The organism is Acinetobacter sp. YH12140 (assembly GCF_013418475.1).
Taxonomy (GTDB): domain Bacteria; phylum Pseudomonadota; class Gammaproteobacteria; order Pseudomonadales; family Moraxellaceae; genus Acinetobacter; species Acinetobacter amyesii.
The window spans coordinates 124,382-140,619 of record NZ_VPBZ01000001.1 but is presented as its reverse complement, the minus strand read 5'-3'; the positions used below and the strand labels follow the sequence as shown (position 1 = coordinate 140,619).

18 protein-coding genes are annotated in these 16,238 nt (G+C 41.4%); 11 read left to right on the top strand and 7 right to left on the bottom strand.

Going from position 1 to position 16,238, the window contains the following annotated elements:
- Positions 1–69: 69 nt before the first annotated feature.
- On the bottom strand, positions 70–693 hold the full coding sequence (locus tag FTU75_RS00685) for a LysE family translocator (RefSeq protein ID WP_078192408.1): 624 nt from the start codon (positions 691–693) through the stop codon (positions 70–72).
- A 171-nt stretch (positions 694–864) separates the two neighbouring features.
- Between FTU75_RS00685 and FTU75_RS00680 the strand changes: the two genes are divergently transcribed.
- Entirely contained in the window at positions 865–1,323 is a 459-nt protein-coding gene (locus tag FTU75_RS00680; protein WP_180114707.1) for a DIP1984 family protein, read from the top strand.
- 236 nt (positions 1,324–1,559) lie between these two features.
- Here FTU75_RS00680 and FTU75_RS00675 read toward each other — a convergent pair whose 3' ends face one another.
- Positions 1,560–1,763 carry an NF038215 family lipoprotein gene (locus FTU75_RS00675; RefSeq protein ID WP_180023154.1) on the bottom strand — a complete coding sequence of 68 codons (204 nt, stop codon included), beginning with the start codon at positions 1,761–1,763 and terminating at the stop codon, positions 1,560–1,562.
- 306 nt (positions 1,764–2,069) lie between these two features.
- Here FTU75_RS00675 and FTU75_RS00670 point away from each other — a divergent pair, with 306 nt between their 5' ends.
- The 5 genes from FTU75_RS00670 to FTU75_RS00650 all read left to right on the top strand — a co-directional run bounded on the left by FTU75_RS00670 (position 2,070) and on the right by FTU75_RS00650 (position 7,708).
- Positions 2,070–2,618: a TetR/AcrR family transcriptional regulator gene (locus FTU75_RS00670; protein WP_180059305.1), complete on the top strand. Its 549-nt coding sequence runs from the start codon at positions 2,070–2,072 to the stop codon at positions 2,616–2,618.
- Between the two features lie 6 nt (positions 2,619–2,624).
- Positions 2,625–4,274 carry an MFS transporter gene (locus tag FTU75_RS00665; RefSeq protein WP_078192276.1) on the top strand — a complete coding sequence of 550 codons (1,650 nt, stop codon included), beginning with the start codon at positions 2,625–2,627 and terminating at the stop codon, positions 4,272–4,274.
- Positions 4,275–4,335: 61 nt separating this feature from the next.
- Positions 4,336–5,454, top strand: a complete 1,119-nt coding sequence (locus FTU75_RS00660) for an HlyD family secretion protein (protein WP_180034524.1) — start codon at positions 4,336–4,338, stop codon at positions 5,452–5,454.
- A 130-nt stretch (positions 5,455–5,584) separates the two neighbouring features.
- Positions 5,585–6,475 (top strand): 1-aminocyclopropane-1-carboxylate deaminase/D-cysteine desulfhydrase, encoded by an 891-nt coding sequence (locus tag FTU75_RS00655; RefSeq protein WP_180034525.1) that lies wholly within the window; start codon positions 5,585–5,587, stop codon positions 6,473–6,475.
- A gap of 33 nt (positions 6,476–6,508) precedes the next feature.
- Positions 6,509–7,708 (top strand): NAD(P)/FAD-dependent oxidoreductase, encoded by a 1,200-nt coding sequence (locus FTU75_RS00650; RefSeq protein WP_180034526.1) that lies wholly within the window; start codon positions 6,509–6,511, stop codon positions 7,706–7,708.
- A 91-nt stretch (positions 7,709–7,799) separates the two neighbouring features.
- On the opposite strand, the gene FTU75_RS00645 is transcribed toward FTU75_RS00650, so the two are convergent.
- From FTU75_RS00645 to FTU75_RS00630, 4 genes are all read right to left on the bottom strand, one after another.
- A complete protein-coding gene (locus FTU75_RS00645; RefSeq protein WP_162689753.1) occupies positions 7,800–7,961 on the bottom strand; it encodes a hypothetical protein in 162 nt (53 codons plus the stop codon).
- Positions 7,962–8,085: 124 nt separating this feature from the next.
- Complete coding sequence (locus tag FTU75_RS00640; RefSeq protein WP_180034527.1) at positions 8,086–8,268, bottom strand: hypothetical protein; 183 nt, start codon at positions 8,266–8,268, stop codon at positions 8,086–8,088.
- Between the two features lie 68 nt (positions 8,269–8,336).
- Entirely contained in the window at positions 8,337–10,115 is a 1,779-nt protein-coding gene (locus tag FTU75_RS00635) for a mechanosensitive ion channel (RefSeq protein WP_180034528.1), read from the bottom strand.
- Positions 10,116–10,397: 282 nt separating this feature from the next.
- On the bottom strand, positions 10,398–10,676 hold the full coding sequence (locus FTU75_RS00630) for a hypothetical protein (protein WP_111884899.1): 279 nt from the start codon (positions 10,674–10,676) through the stop codon (positions 10,398–10,400).
- A gap of 360 nt (positions 10,677–11,036) precedes the next feature.
- Here FTU75_RS00630 and FTU75_RS00625 point away from each other — a divergent pair, with 360 nt between their 5' ends.
- The 5 genes from FTU75_RS00625 (at position 11,037) to FTU75_RS00605 (ending at position 14,981) form a co-directional block, all read left to right on the top strand.
- Positions 11,037–11,459: a hypothetical protein gene (locus tag FTU75_RS00625; protein ID WP_078191199.1), complete on the top strand. Its 423-nt coding sequence runs from the start codon at positions 11,037–11,039 to the stop codon at positions 11,457–11,459.
- A gap of 337 nt (positions 11,460–11,796) precedes the next feature.
- Positions 11,797–12,744 (top strand): transporter substrate-binding domain-containing protein, encoded by a 948-nt coding sequence (locus tag FTU75_RS00620; protein WP_078192283.1) that lies wholly within the window; start codon positions 11,797–11,799, stop codon positions 12,742–12,744.
- 70 nt (positions 12,745–12,814) lie between these two features.
- On the top strand, positions 12,815–13,558 hold the full coding sequence (locus tag FTU75_RS00615; protein WP_078191087.1) for an amino acid ABC transporter permease: 744 nt from the start codon (positions 12,815–12,817) through the stop codon (positions 13,556–13,558).
- Complete coding sequence (locus tag FTU75_RS00610; protein WP_078191088.1) at positions 13,558–14,241, top strand: ABC transporter permease subunit; 684 nt, start codon at positions 13,558–13,560, stop codon at positions 14,239–14,241. Before FTU75_RS00615 ends, FTU75_RS00610 begins: the two co-directional genes overlap by 1 nt.
- Positions 14,238–14,981 carry an amino acid ABC transporter ATP-binding protein gene (locus tag FTU75_RS00605; RefSeq protein ID WP_078191089.1) on the top strand — a complete coding sequence of 248 codons (744 nt, stop codon included), beginning with the start codon at positions 14,238–14,240 and terminating at the stop codon, positions 14,979–14,981. Before FTU75_RS00610 ends, FTU75_RS00605 begins: the two co-directional genes overlap by 4 nt.
- 430 nt (positions 14,982–15,411) lie before the next feature.
- Here FTU75_RS00605 and FTU75_RS00600 read toward each other — a convergent pair whose 3' ends face one another.
- Positions 15,412–16,173: a ferredoxin--NADP reductase gene (locus FTU75_RS00600; RefSeq protein WP_180114705.1), complete on the bottom strand. Its 762-nt coding sequence runs from the start codon at positions 16,171–16,173 to the stop codon at positions 15,412–15,414.
- Positions 16,174–16,238: the final 65 nt, after the last annotated feature.

Here is a 16,238-nt window from a genome sequence, read left to right as displayed (position 1 = left end):
GTAAATTTAAATATAAATCCAATAAAAAAGCCTCTATTCGTAGAGGCTTTTTGGGGGAGCTAAGTTCAATCACTTCATCCCAAAAATCAGCTTTAAACCTAGCACTGTCATCACTGCCCCAGCTGCCCGATCAAAACCAGCTTTAAACTTCAAATAAACTTTGCGTGGTTTTTCTGCCGATAAAGCTACAGCGACCAATGAGCACCACCCTGCATCGATAAAGAAACACAAAACTGGCAGTACAAAGTAAAAATACGTCGGAATGTCTTTCGGTAAAAGTGCCGTAAAAATACTGGCTAACACAATTGCAATTTTCGGATTCGACAACTGGGTAATTAAACCAGTCGTAAATGCACGACGGAGTGACATCTGCGAGCTGCTGGCATCACCAGCTTCAATCGGTTCTTTGGCATGTTTTATAATTTTAAATGCCATCCAAAGCAGATATAAACCACCACAAATTTTTAAAGCCAAATATGCAGAAGGTACAGCCAATAAAAATGCCTGCAAACCCAATACCGCTAATAGCCCAAATATTGCAGCGCCCAAACCTGTACCAAGTGCAGTAAATAAACCGTGTTTACGTGAAATCGCAATGGAATTCTTCGCCACATAAATTGACGTTGGCCCCGGGCTCATTGCACCAAGTAATAGTGCTGCCGCAATCGAGCCTAATATCCAAAATGATTCCACTGTCACACCGTTTTCACTTAAATTCGTGGCAATTTTACAGGCAGAATCTCTGAATTTCTCCCTATAATTTGCAGTGTTTATTTTAATTGACAAAATTTTTCACTATAAATAACTTGAATACTGCATTAATCCATCGCATGATCGCTAAAAGTACAAATTAATATCAAGACAATGAAATTAGCCGAAGCCCTACTTTTACGCAGTGACTTACAAACTAAATTGGCCTCGCTGCAACAACGAATCAATAACAACGTGCTCATTCAAGAAGGTGATGCACCTAGCGAAGAACCGAATGCTTTAATTCAAGAAGCATTTGCTGTAAATACAGAACTTTATGGTTTAATTGAAAAGATTCACGCCACCAATGCACAGGCTAAAACCAGTTCAGGACGCTGCATGCTTTCAGTGCTCAATGAACGTGATTTATTGACCCAGCAGCATCGTATCTTGCAACAAGCGATTGACAGCTCACGCCGTGAAAATGGTCGTTATAGCTCAAGTGAAATCCGTTGGATTAAAACCATTGCAGTGGCAGATTTACAAAAACAGGCCGACAATATTAGTCAGCAACTTAGACAAAATAACTTAGAAATTCAGGCATCCAATTGGCAAATAGACCTGATAGATTGACCTGATTTAAGCATCTGAACCACGGTTCATTCCAGTTCGGGCATACTGGGCGAGTACAGAGCCTTTTTAAATGTTTGTAAGGCTTTAATCCAACAAACTACACTGCAGAAGTAAGGCGTCTACTTCAAAATGTTCACACATCTGACGTAGCACACTGCATCTGTGACTCTTTACATGTCACGTCTCACTACCGTGTACTGACAGTATGTCCACCCTATTTTTTATGCACCTATGTGCTAATCGTCATCTGCAGCGGCTTCATTGAGCGCAACATCTTCACGCGGTAATTTATAGTCATGGTCATTTACAGGGACACCACCAATGATCATGGTGCGATGTTCGTTTTGAGGACGATGCAATTCGTCAGTCGTATCACAGCCAACCATCCAAAAACTGCATAGGCACAGCATAGGCAGCACAGCCCGACTTAATTTGCGCATTGGATGCCCTCCATTTTTATAATTATCTTGTTTATAAATTCAGCATAGCATTTTTATGCAGATATTCACCTTATTTATCTGCCGATTTAGGGTCAATTGTCAGGAATTATGTCTCGACTGTCTTACCAATGCGTATGCAGATTGATGCCGATAGAAAAATATTTCCTTTAAAAATAAATAATTTATTCATTTTGTTAAACCTACATAGAAGACAAGTTACAAAACTGCTATCGAATACGATTTTACTTCGGACACTTTTGTCCGTTTAATAGCTAGATAAATTTATAATGATGATGTCAAAGAATAATGTCCACACGTCAACAACTCGCTGCACAAAACCGAGAAATCCTTTTAGAAGCTGCGATTGAGGTATTCCGTATTCACGGAATCAATGCGCCTTTACAACTCATCATGGATCAGGCTCAAGTTGGACGTGCGACGTTTTATCGTAATTTTAATGACCGTCGTGAGTTGGTACTCGCCTTAATGCAAGCTGCCTTGAACCGACTTGAACAGCGTGCGCTTAATTATGCACAGTTCGATGATGGATTTATTCGCCTCATTCAAGACCATATTTATAATATTCCCTATCTCACAGCCCTAATGGAATATTGGCGCGTGATCGATCGAGATGATCCTGCCATGGTTGAAATATACCAACGACGTGATGCCATTTTGCAACCGATGATTGATCAGGCCATTCAAAATGGTCGCTGCCGAGCAGACTTTAAACCGGCAGACTATGCCATGGTCACCTCCATTTTACGTGCAGCTTTGCAAGGCCATACCGAGGCAGATCAGGAAAAACTCGCCAAACGTGCCGTGGAATTTTTACTACATGGTATTTGCGGGTAATACGTCATGTCCAAATCTCCACGTTTATTGGAACCTGCTCCGGATTGGACACCCGAAGAAAAACCGACTTTGCCCGGCTCTCCGGCTGCCATTGCACATCCCACCTATAAGCGATTTTTATACTTCTTTATCGGTTTATTTGTTGCGATCTCGGGGAGTTTAAGTAATGGATTTATCACGGCAAATTTACCCCTTCTACAAGGTGAATATGGTTTAACGCCTTCAGAAGCGGCATGGATTCCTGCGGCATTTGTTATGGCAAATGTCAGCTCTAACCTGATCTTATTTAAAGCCCGTCAACAATATGGACTTAGGCTATTTTCAGAAATTGGTTTGGTTTTATTTATCGCGGTGATGGTGCTGCATTTATTCGTCCATACCTATGAAATGGCAATTTTTGCACGGGTGATTAGCGGCTTACTTGCAGCTCCACTCAGTTCGCTTGGGATGTATTACATCATGCAAGCGTTTAAACGTGCTCATTTTGGTCGTGGGCTTTATCTAGCTTTGGGCTTTCAGCAGTTGGGGATTCCGCTGGCCTGGATCATGTCGCCTTATCTGGTCGATGTAAATGATTGGTCTATTTTCTATACCTTTGAATTAGGTTTAGCCTTATGTTGTTTGGCGATGGTGGTCTCTCTAAAACTGCCACGAAGCCTACGTATCGAAGTGTTTGAAAAGCAAGATTTATTCACCTTTGCATTATTGGCACCCGGCTTTGCGTTGCTATGTATCGTGTTGACTCAAGGCCCGATTCTTTGGTGGTTTGAAGCTGAATGGTTGGCCTATTTACTCATCGCCGCTTTGATTCTTTTAGTTGTTGGTCTGACCTATGAACATTTTCGGGTCAATCCACTGATTGTCACACGCTGGCTCGGAACATCGTCTACCGTGAGTTTTATTATTGGTGCCTTTGCCATTCGCTTTCTCATGTCAGAACAAAGCTATGCGGCCGTGAATTTTTTGAAAACCATGGGCATGGGACCCGACCAATTCGTTTCTTTTTATACCGTTGTGCTGATCGGAATTGTCTTAGGCACAGTGTTTAGTGCCCTGACCTTTTCCAAAGAAAAAATCGTTCTTCATCTACTTGGTGCAGCAGGTCTCGTGCTCTTCGCCTGTGCACTGGATTACCACCTGACCAGTGATGTACGACCGCATGATTTTTATTGGAGTCAGTTTTTGGTGGGCTTTGCCAGTGGCATGTTTATTGGCCCACTTTTGCTTACAGGCATTGTCAGTGCTTTGCAAAAAGGCCCATCTCACATGGTGACGTTTATCGTGCTGTTTTCTGCAACGCAAACCTTTGGGGGATTGGTCGGATCCTCGTTCTTTTCAACCTATCAGCAAATGCGTACCCAAACCTATCAGGCACAGATTTATAATGATTTATCGCAAACCTCACCTATAGTGGAACAGCGCCTACAACAATTGGCGCAAAGTGCGCATCAATATTCTTTAGACCCTAATTTAGATCAACAACAAGCCATACGTAGCCTTAATCAAACCATCACTCGAGAAGCCCAAGTTCGAGCCTATAACGATGTGATTTTTTTAAATGGCATATTCGCCGTTTTATTGTTGCTTTGGGGTTTATTGCTGATGGGCAAAAATAAATATCAATTACGCCAACAGCAACGCACGGATAGTAGTTAGATTTCTTCGATTTACACAACATAAGCCACAGCCAAATGACCTAATTGATATTGAGAACAACATGACAGAAGACCATAAACCCACTGAGCAAGCAGCACCGCAGCAACCACAAACAGCAACCGCTATGCCTACACCATCGAGCAAGCTTATTTCTACGCCGCAGCGTACCCTGATTTTCATGTTGATCATCCTCTTGTTGGGAATTGCGCTGATCTTATGGGCGTGGCGGATTGGTCCATTTCATAACAGTATCGAGTCGACTGAAAATAGCTATGTCAAAGGCAAAACCACGGTGCTTTCATCACAAATTAATGGTTATGTGAAAGATGTTTTGGTGACGGATTTTGATCATGTGAAAAAAGGTCAAGTGCTTATGCATATCGATGCAACGACCTATGATCAAAAAGTCACACAGGCTGAATCTGGGGTGGAACAAGCACAGAACTCACTTGCCAATCAAAGCCAGGCCATTGAACAACGCAGAGCAGATATTACGGCAGCCGAAGCGAAAGTGGACCAATCACGTGCGGCCTATGAATTAGCTCTTGCACAAATGACGCGCTACCAACAACTCGGCAATACTGGCGCTGCATCGAAATCAGAACAAGATAAAGCCACTGCAGACGCTAAAAATAGTTTGGCCCAACTTCATCAAGCAGAAGCCAATTTACTAGTTGCCAAAGAATCATTCAAAACTGCACAAGTTGCAGCGACAGGGCTTAAAGCGCAAGTGAATAGTGCCAAAGCACAATTTGATCAGGCAGTGACCACTAAAGACTACAGCACGATTGTGGCACCTATGGATGGTCAACTTGGCGAAGTCAGCCCACGGATTGGTCAATATGTTGCGGCAGGCTCTCAACTGATGTATTTAATTCCACAGCAGCGCTGGGTGACTGCCAACTTTAAAGAAACGCAAATTGCAGATATGCATATTGGTCAAAAAGCGTGGTTCAGCGTCGATGGCATGAAACATCAAAAATTTTACGGCAAAGTTGAGCAAATCTCCCCTGCGGCTGGTTCTGAATTTAGTGTATTGAAACCTGACAATGCCACAGGAAATTTCACCAAAGTCGTGCAACGCATTGCCGTAAAAATTGCGATTGATCCTAATCAACAAGGTTTAGAAAACTTAAGACCCGGTATGTCTGTCGTCACCTCCGTTGATGTTGCTAGTTAGCAGATATCGACAGTGAAGTGCTATAAGCAGAGTTGAACTGACCAAGATGCAAAGGATTTTATCTTCTGCACCTCCCGTTTTACAATGCCTACCTATTTGACCTCTAACCACCAAGATAACGATTACCAACATGTTTGAATCTATCGCCCACGCCATTCCTGAGCAGACTATTCAATATCAAGGGGTTAATTTGTGTATTAAGCGTTTGGACTTGGTTCACCCACAAATATCGGGCAATAAATTTTATAAACTTAAATATAATTTTATTGAGGCGCAAAAATTAGGCTTTAAACAGGTGCTTAGCTTTGGCGGCGCTTATTCAAATCACATTGCAGCCACTGCATATGCTGCATATTTATTTGGTTTCGGCAGTCTAGGCATCATCCGTGGGGAAGAATTACAACATCAAGCCCGAAATCCGACTTTAGCCACCGCCGAACAGTTTGGTATGCAGCTCAGTTTTGTCACACGCCAACAGTATCGAGAAATGAAACAAGTTGACGCTTTAGCGCAATTACAACAGCAATATCCCGAACATTATGTCATTCCTGAAGGTGGAACCAATGCATTGGCTATCCGTGGCTGTACGGAAATCTTAAGCCATGAAAATCAACAAAATTTTGATCTCATCTGCTGTGCCGTCGGTACAGGTGGAACCATAACAGGCTTAATTGAAGCCAGTGCGGAACATCAACATGTTCTTGGTTTTTCTGCGCTCAAAGGAAATTTTCTTTGCGACGATGTTGCTCAGTTGACGCAGAAAACCAATTGGAGCATCAGTGATGAATTTTGCTGTGGCGGCTATGCCAAAACAACGCCGGAACTTTTACAGTTTATGCATGACTTTGAACAACGCTATGTGATCCCATTAGAACAGGTTTATACGGCTAAAATGCTGCGAGGTATTTTCTGCATGATTGAGCGTGGTCAGATTACAAAACATCAGCGTGTTTTAGTGATCCATACTGGTGGCCTACAAGGTCGCTTGAAAGGTGCAACCGAAGCGCTAAAAAGCGTATAATCCTGCGTCCTTTCTTCCACGCGGAAACTTACCATGTCGCAAAATCAATATGATGTCCTTGTTTTAGGTGCTGGTGCATCAGGCTTAATGACGGCATATAAAGCGGCACAGCGTGGACGCAAAGTTTTGGTGGTTGAAAAAGCTAATAAAGTTGGCAAAAAAATCCTAATGTCTGGCGGCGGTAAATGCAATTTCACCAATTTGTATGTCGAACCAGAAAATTATATTTCACATAATCCACACTTTGTTATTTCAGCATTAACTCGCTATACCAACTGGGACTTTATTGGTATGGTCTGCGAATATGGCATTGAGTACGAAGAGCGCAAACATGGGCAATTATTTACCCAAAATGGTGCAAAAGAAATTCTCGCCATGCTATTGGCAGAATGTGACAAAACTGGTTTGGTGGATATTAAAACCAACTGTGAAGTAAAAGCAGTCAATGCCTTGCCTGAACAAGGCTTTCAAGTGGCAACCAATCTAGGCTTTTTTGAAGCAGAATCCGTGGTTATTGCCAGTGGCGGTCTTTCTATTCCTACTTTAGGTGGTTCAGGAATTGGCTATGAAATTGCCAAACAATTCGGACATTCCGTCTACCCCACTCGCGCAGGCTTAGTACCCTTCACTTTCTCCGATAGTTTTAAAGAAGTCACCACACGCTTGAGCGGCAATGCTGTTGAAGCCACGTTATCGAATGAGTTAAATAGTTTTACCGAGGCTTTACTCTTTACTCACCGCGGTTTAAGTGGCCCAAGCTCATTGCAGCTTTCAAACTACTGGGATGTCGGTCAACGCTTTAACATCAATTTCCTGCCAACTTTAGATGTTTTAAATTTCCTCAAATCTAAGAAATCTAGTCAACCAAAAGTGTTACTGCGCACACTGTTCAATGAACACTTACCGAAAAGCGTGGTTGTGGAATTACAAAATCTGATTTGGCCTGAACAAGCTGAATTAGCCATTGGCAATATCAGTGATGAAAAACTAGAACTCATTGCAAGCCGTTTAGAAAGCTTTGAAGTAAAACCATCAGGCACTGAAGGTTACCGTACTGCTGAAGTTACACTCGGTGGTGTGGATACCACTGAAGTCTCATCAAAAACCATGGAAAGTAAAAAACAGAAAGGTTTGTACTTTATTGGCGAAGTACTTGATGTAACAGGTCATTTAGGTGGATACAACTTCCAATGGGCATGGGCTTCTGCGCATGCAGCTTCCGAATACGTTTGATCTTGACAAGAATTAATTAAACATAACCTGCAGATGATCTCTGCATAAAAAAGGGCTGATTCATTCAGCCCTTTTTCTTATCCGATCTGATTTATTCAAGATAGTCAGTTTTAAATAATGATACCGACGACGTCGAAGTTCGTTGAATTGTCAGATCCATTTTTTCAACGGCAACTGAAATATGTTGTGGTTGCACACTTGCGGTTTGTTTGAGTGTCGATACTAAAGTATTGAGCATTGAAATTACCCCCATTTTGCCATTCCTTTGCACGGATCATAAGTGTCATTCATGACAGCAATATGAATCCTAAGTTTTTATATTTTAAGTAATATTCCATATATCACTATTACTTAAAATACCAATTTTCGGGTAAATTTCAATCATTATTTTTGGACTGATTGGTATAATTTTTTTCACTGTTTGGCGGTGATTGTTCTGTCTGCTCCAAATTAGTGCGTTTTGGTTTTGCAAAAATAAAGCGTCGTGCGCTTGCCAAAAAACCCACCGTGATCCCTGCAATAATCACTGGGGCTAAAAATTTATTCGGTGCTTTTGCCATACAATATTCCTTATAGAGCATTAAAATCGACCACCTAAGCGTGGCCGATTTTGTAAAGACAGAACAGGTTAATTAGGGTCATTCGGTTTTGGCGGAGCTACAGGTGCCGAAGGTGCATCGACCTCTTTTTCAGCCTCACCAGTTGAACCAAATGGATTATTTTGTGGTTGATCACTTGGGTTTACATCCAACTGATCTGGCGTCGCAGTTTCTTTTTCACTGACGCCGGGAGCAGCCTGTTGAATGTTTGGATAGCCATCATCGGTTTTCACTTCAGAAGTCATGACAGATGTTGATGGCGTTGGACTCGCTGCAGACGATGTAGTCGTATTAAATGTGGTTTTTGCCTTCGCCTGTTCCTGTACTGGATTCGGTTCATTGGCTTCGCGTTTCGCTTTATCGATAAGATCTGATAACAATCGTTCCGCCGGATTGCGACCGCCTAAACCAAAGGCCAAAGCGAAAGCAACTGCGACCGCGCCGAGGGTTAAACCAAAAGCCAAATTTACGATCGAGTCGGCAATACCCATGGCACGTAAGCCCATGGCTACAACCAAGCCCATAATCAGCACACGAACCAAATTACCTAACCAACGTGAACTGTTGTATTCCCCTCGTTGCACCACATTTGCCACAATATTGGCAAGCCAGAAGCCCACCACCAAGATCACAGCACCAAGTAAAATACTTGCACCGAACTGGATAAACATCGCAATCAAGGCACTGATTTGTTCAAAGCCTAAACGGTTAGCGGCTTCAGATACCGCAAACAGCATGGTGAAAAATACGATCAGGCAACCAACCACATCCGACACTTTGGTATTGCCCAAAAAGCGTTGAATGTCTAATTTTTCAGGTACAGCATCGACACCAGTACCCGAGATCACATCTACCACTAGACGTGCCACAAAACGTGATACCACATAAGCCAAGATTAAGATTAAACCTGCGGCAATAATATTCGGTATCGCATACATGATCTCATGTAACATGGCCGTTGCCGGCTGAGAAATCGCCTCGATACCAAGTGCTTCGAAAGCCACAATTAATGCAGTGATAATGACTATAGCAAAGACAAAATTACCCAAAACTTGAGCAAGTTTTGCGTTTTTAAACATGCCCACTTTTTCGACTTGCTGCTGCAAACTCAAACTGTTCACCAAGCCTTCCACGATGCCTCGCACAATCTTCGCCAAGATGTACCCCACAAAGACGATGACACCGGCAATAAAGATATTGGGAAGATAAGAAACAACTTCAGTGACCATATTTTGGATTGGGAACAAGAGACCGTTTAAACCCAAGATCGATAAAACAATCGGTAGGAAAAGTAACAAGATTAGCCAATACACTATTTCACTGATATTTTGACTGATTGGGCTAACGCCAACCTCAGAACTGAGTTTTTCATCGAGTTGGGTTTTATCCAGCAGTTTCTTTGAACCGACTTTGACCAAACTTGCCACGATCCAACCAATAAAACCTACAGCTACCGCAGCCAAAAGCTGTGGAATAAATAACAAGAACTGCTGAATCATATTACTGAATGGGCCGCTGACACTGGTCAAATTCAGCACATTGAGTGCACCAATGACGGCAATGATCAAAATAATCCAGAACACAACTCTGGAGACTATATTTTCAACATTGGAACGGTGCCCAGTTGCATTTGAAAGTTTTTGATTTGTACCTAATTTTTGCAAAACTTTTTTGACGCCAGCAGCAATCAATAAGGCAATGACCCAACCTATCAGGAGAATTGCTACTGCACTTAAAATGGGGTGAAACTGTTCCCAATAATACATGGCATCAAAACGGCCACGCGGACCACCCAGATAATCATTCATACGTTCGCCCTCATTGTTATACATGATCTGTTGTTATGTGCATTTTTACGTATGCCGCGATATCACACAGCATTAGTGCTTTGAACTTAAGCTTTCTTTTCCACCTTAGTTTTTGCGTATTTTTTAATCAACCAAAGTATGCATAACTCCAACAAAAGCTCACAATTGAATGTAAAAAAGCCTTGGCATAACCAAGGCTTTATTTATGTCACTCTGATGAGAAACTTAAGGTTCAGATCTTGCACTCATGTAACTCTGACTCATGTTTATCATCAATTATTATCAACGATCTGTCGCAGTTGCAGTATTTGAATCATTAGCAACAGCTTCATCCCCCGCTGTACCGCTAGTCGTATCATTGGCTGTTGCAGTTTGTGCATTCGGTGCAGGATGATCAGGCGGTGCATCCGAAGCAGAGGGCTTCATATCTGCAAACATATAAAATAATAATGCGATTAAAAAAATACCCACTAAAATCAGTATGTACACAGGGATACGTTTTTTTTGTGTTGTTTCTTCCGTACTGGTGGTATGGGGTGGTTTATTAAAATCGTGTGTCATATTCCCCTCGCTATTTTGTTGTTCATAGTTGAATTTTTATACTAGCAATACAATATCCTGTATTGTGTGAAGAACAATTACAATCAGTGAAAACGTGTAACTTGAATGATAAATCTCGAATGATAAGTTTAATAAATATACTTTCCTTTGGAGCTAGATCAGTTATTTTCAAATATAAATCAATATATAAGGGCGCAAATATCGGGCAAAGATTTAAGTGCAATATTTAAATCTAAAGCATTTTTTATTGTATGACCTCTTACAAAATAAATGCTTTTTTGAGCCCGGTGGAATTATCTGCTTTTGATGAATGAAATGAGCTATAATCATGCACCTTATTTTTCACCTGTTATCAAATCTATGGCGTACCATCAACAAGGTGTAACGCTTGATCTTGACACTGACGTCACTCATCAATGTTCCCTTCATTACACTCGCGATCAACATCTTATTGGCATTATTGAATTTAGTAAGCCAAGTTATGTGTTGAAATGGGGTGATTTGGAATATTTTCGCCGACGTACTGAAGAGTTTTCAGTGATGCCTTTCCCTGAATGCATCAATGCGATGGTGATTGATATTCGAAATATTGCGGCTTTTTTAGATAATGAAGTGCCTATTATTCCTTGGCGCTTGCTCGAAGAAGAATGTCCGATTCGCTTAGTTGTTCCCCAAGATCGACTGGAGCATTATGCTGGCTTTTTTGAACCGACTTGGTTGACTTCCGACGTAGACACAGCGATTCAAGAAATTCGTGAATTTATGGATATGTTTGTGCATTAATACGGAGATTAAACTAAAGTTTAATCTCGAAAACCTCCATTTGGAGGTTTTTTTATGCCCTTTTATTTTAATTATTTATTTCACAATAAAATTAAATTATTTTATATTTAATGACTTATAGCAAACCTTCTTATAAAAAATGTTCATAACTTATCCCATTTCTTAGTAACAATTCGGCAATAAATTTTGCTTGAGCCTTGCTCGATTTATCACCTAAGATGTAGAAAATGATCTCTTTTTTATTGTTGAAACATTCTTAAAAACAAAGCAATAAAATCAAACGAGAAACAAGATCATAAAAAGTGGATATTAAATCAGGGTAAAAGGAGTTTTAACGATGACGTCAAAAAAACATTTAGCAACTTTGTTCTGTGCAAGTGCGCTCACTTTAGGGCTTAGCGCATGTAGTGACAATAAAGCACCTACAACGGATAAAGCTGCAGGAAGTGAAGCTGCTGTTTCTGACTCAGGGACTTTAGATAAGATCAAAAAATCCGGCACGATTGTATTAGGCTATCGCGATTCATCGATTCCATTTTCATATATCGCAGATAATCCAAACCAACCTGTAGGTTATGCACACGATCTCCAATTAAAAGTCGTTGAGGCGGTTAAAAAGCAATTAAATCTTCCCGATTTAAAAGTCCGTTATAACTTAGTGACCAGCCAAAACCGTATTCCATTGGTTTCTAATGGCACAGTCGACTTAGAGTGTGGTTCAACCACAAACAATAAAGAACGCCAACAACAAGTAGATTTCTCAACAGGTTTCTTTGAGGTCGGTTCACGCTTACTTACAGCAAAAGACTCTGGGATTAAAGATTTTGCTGACCTAAAAGGCAAAAAGTTAGTCACCACGGCAGGAACGACATCTGAGCGTTATATTCGTCAACATGAAAAAGAATTAGGTATTGGTGAAGTCATTTCTGCCAAAGACCATGCTGAGTCTTTCCTCATGCTACAAAATGGTCGTGCAGCGGCATTTATGATGGATGATATTTTGCTGGCGGGTGAAAAATCGAAAGCCAAAGATCCAAATAAATGGGAAATCGTGGGTACAGCGCCGATTCATGAAATCTATGGTTGTATGCTGCGTAAAGGCGATACTGGCTTTAAACAAGTGGTTGATGATGCAATCAAAGCGACCTATAGCTCTGGTGAAATCAATGACATGTATAAAAAATGGTTCCAAACGCCAATTCCACCAAAAAATATCAATTTGAATTTCCCGATGTCTGATCAATTAAAAGCATTGATTAGTAATCCACATGACCGTGACGAATAACTTTCCCTAAACATTCTAAAGATGCTTAAGCCAAACGGATTTTGGCTTAAGCTCATTATAGGGAGTTCCTATGAATTATAGCTGGAATTGGGGTGTGCTGTTCCAATCTACAGGTGTAGGTGATTCGACCTACCTGAATTGGATTTTAATTGGGATCGGCTGGCTGTTTGTCATCGCTTTGGTGGCATGGAGCATTGCGATGGTGCTCGGCAGCATCTTGGGTATTATGCGTACCCTACCGAGTCCTGTAGCACGAGGTATTGGTACGGCCTACGTGACTATTTTCCGAAATGTACCCTTATTGATTCAACTATTTATATGGTTCTATGTTGTACCCAACTTCCTCCCTGCTGCAATTAAAAGCTGGTGGATGAATGACCTTGGGGCAAATACGACCGCCTTAATTTCTGCAAGTGTCGGCTTGGGTCTTTTTACAGCTGCACGGGTCTGTGAGCAAGTCAGGACTGGTATTGAAGCGCTTCCTTTGGGGCAAACCAATGCAGGTTATGCCATGGGATTTAGCACGGCTCAACTTTATCGCTATGTGATCTTACCGCAGTCGTTCCGCACGATTTTGCCACCACTCAGCTCTGAGTTGACCAACTGTGTCAAAAACACCTCAGTCGCGTCTTTGGTTGGTGTTGCAGAAATCATTTCACAGATGAAAACCATCAGTGAATACACGCAAAACACCATAGAAATTTATACCTACGTCACCATTATTTTCATCGTGATCAATATCTGTTTAATTGGTTTCATGAATTTTCTGGAAAAACGCCTACGCGTTCCTGGCTTAATTGCAGGAGATAAATAATGGAATGGCTCAGTTCTTTTATTCAAGACCTCCAAGCGTCTGGCCCTGCGCTATGGCATGGTTTCAGTATCACACTCAAAGTGGTGATCACGGCAACCATTGGTGGTGTCTTTATTGGGACTTTATTGGCGTTGATGCGCCTGTCTTCGATTAAAGCTTTTAATATTTTTGCTAAAGGCTATGTGAACCTCTTTCGTTCTATTCCTTTGCTCTTGGTGCTGATGTGGTTCTACTTTGCAGTACCCTTTATCTACACAGGGATCACCGGTAACTATCTAACGATTGATACTGCCCTCGTTTCGAGTATCGTGGCCTTCATGCTATTTGAAGCGGCTTACTTTTCAGAGATTGTCCGTGCCGGGATTCAATCAATTCCTAAAGGTCAAACTTCTGCAGCTTATGCTCTCGGTATGAGTTATAGCCAAGCAATGCGCTTAATTATTTTGCCGCAATCTTTTCGCAAAATGACGCCACTTCTCTTACAGCAAACCATCATTCTGTTCCAAGATTCAACCATGGTTTATGCCATCGGACTCTTAGACTTTTTCCGCACCAACTATGTTCGAGGCGACCTCATGTCATTGTTAACTCAATACATTCTGTTTGCCGGTCTGGTGTATTTCACTATTAGTATGATCGCTACCTATGCAGTTAAAAAATTACAACGGAGGTTAAGTGTATGACCGATCAAAAAACGATGATTGACCTCCAAAATGTCAGTAAATGGTATAAAGATTTTCAAGTGCTTACCGATTGCACGACTCAAATTAAACAAGGTGAAGTGGTTGTGGTGTGTGGACCTTCGGGTTCAGGTAAATCAACGCTCATTAAAACCGTTAATGGACTTGAGCCTTTTCAGGCCGGTACGATTTTAGTCGACGGTATTTCCATTAATGACCCAAAAACCGATTTAAATAAATTGCGTAGTCGTGTCGGTATGGTGTTCCAGCACTTTGAATTGTTTCCACATTTATCCATTACCGAAAACCTGACCATTGCGCAGGTTAAAGTCTTGGGTCGATCAGAAGCCGAAGCCAAGAAAAAAGGTTTGGCTTATTTAGACCGTGTGGGTTTAAGTGCGCATGCCGCTAAATTCCCTGCACAGTTATCAGGTGGACAACAACAACGTGTTGCGATTGCACGTGCGCTCAGTATGGACCCGATTGCCATGCTGTTTGATGAACCGACTTCGGCACTTGATCCAGAGATGATTAACGAAGTGCTTGATGTGATGGTGGGTCTTGCCAAAGAAGGTATGACCATGATGTGTGTAACCCATGAGATGGGTTTCGCGCGTCAGGTTGCGGACCGTGTGATCTTTATGGATCAAGGAAAAATTGTGGAAGACTGCAGTAAAGATGATTTCTTTAATGCCCCTCGTGGTGAACGAGCGCAGCAGTTCTTAAATAAAATTCTGCATTAATATCAAAACGTTTATTTAACTGATTTTACGCAGTAACATCAGAAGCGTAATTTGATTCAAATAAAAGTACGATACGCGGTAACGTCATCCGCAAGTGTTTGAGATAGGACTTCTTCTAATCAAAAATGTTTTTGCGATACTTTAGATAATTAGATGCTAGTGAACGAGTTTTGTCGGTGAGGTGCATTGCACCGCAAGATGGTTTCCTTACGAAGCACGCTTCTCATTTTGCCTAATGAGAAGCGTGCTTCGTAAGAGTACCTCCAGCCGAAGGCTAATCACTTTATTCATTCCCTTGATGTAAGACTCCATCGAATTGGCTTAAAAATCATTTTAAAAATGCAAAATTACTTTTGCATGCATAACATCAGTTATTTAATTTCCGAAAATAAAAAAGCTCATCCATCGATGAGCTTTTTTTCATGGCAGATTACCAATAATTTTCTACAGCAATATTTCCTTCACCACGACGGTTCATAGTCAAACCACGCGCCTTTAATGCTGCTTTGGTATCATCAACCATTTGTGGATTACCACACAGCATGGCATGCGTCGTTTCCACATTAAATGCTAAGCCAGCCGCCTGTTCTAATTCGCCATTTTCAATTAAAACTGGTAAACGGTCATGCAATGGTGCATTTGGATCACGTGTCACAATAGGAATAAATTTGAAGCCCGTATGCCCTTCGCCAAAGGTCTCGGCGATTTCTTGAATACGCTCGACATAAGCCAGTTCTGATACGGTGCGTACACTGTAAACTAGATTAATTTTTTCGTATTTAGTCCACGTTTCAAAGTCTTGTAGCATCGATAAAAAAGGGGCTAGGCCCGTTCCTGTACCCAACAACCATAAGTCCTTCGGCAATGGCAACTGATAACGCGCCAAAGTGAGGAAGCCATAAGGCACTTTTTCTAAATACAGCTCATCGCCCACTTGTAGATGCTGCAAATTTGAAGTAAACGCACCGTCAGGAACGACGATAGAGAAAAATTCTAAAGTTTCATCAAAGGGTGACGACACCACAGAATAGGCACGAACCACCAATTCATCGCCCACTTTCAAACCAATTCGAGCGAACTGACCAGCAGTGAATTTAAAATGTGCAGGGCGTGTCATGGTAAAACTGAACAAAGTATTGGTCCAACGGTGTACAGATAAAACCTTTTCTAAGCTAAATTTTTCAATTGACATGATTTGAACGTGGCGTGACAGACTGTGCTCATGTTAGCATGACAGCATAATTTATTAATATTTTT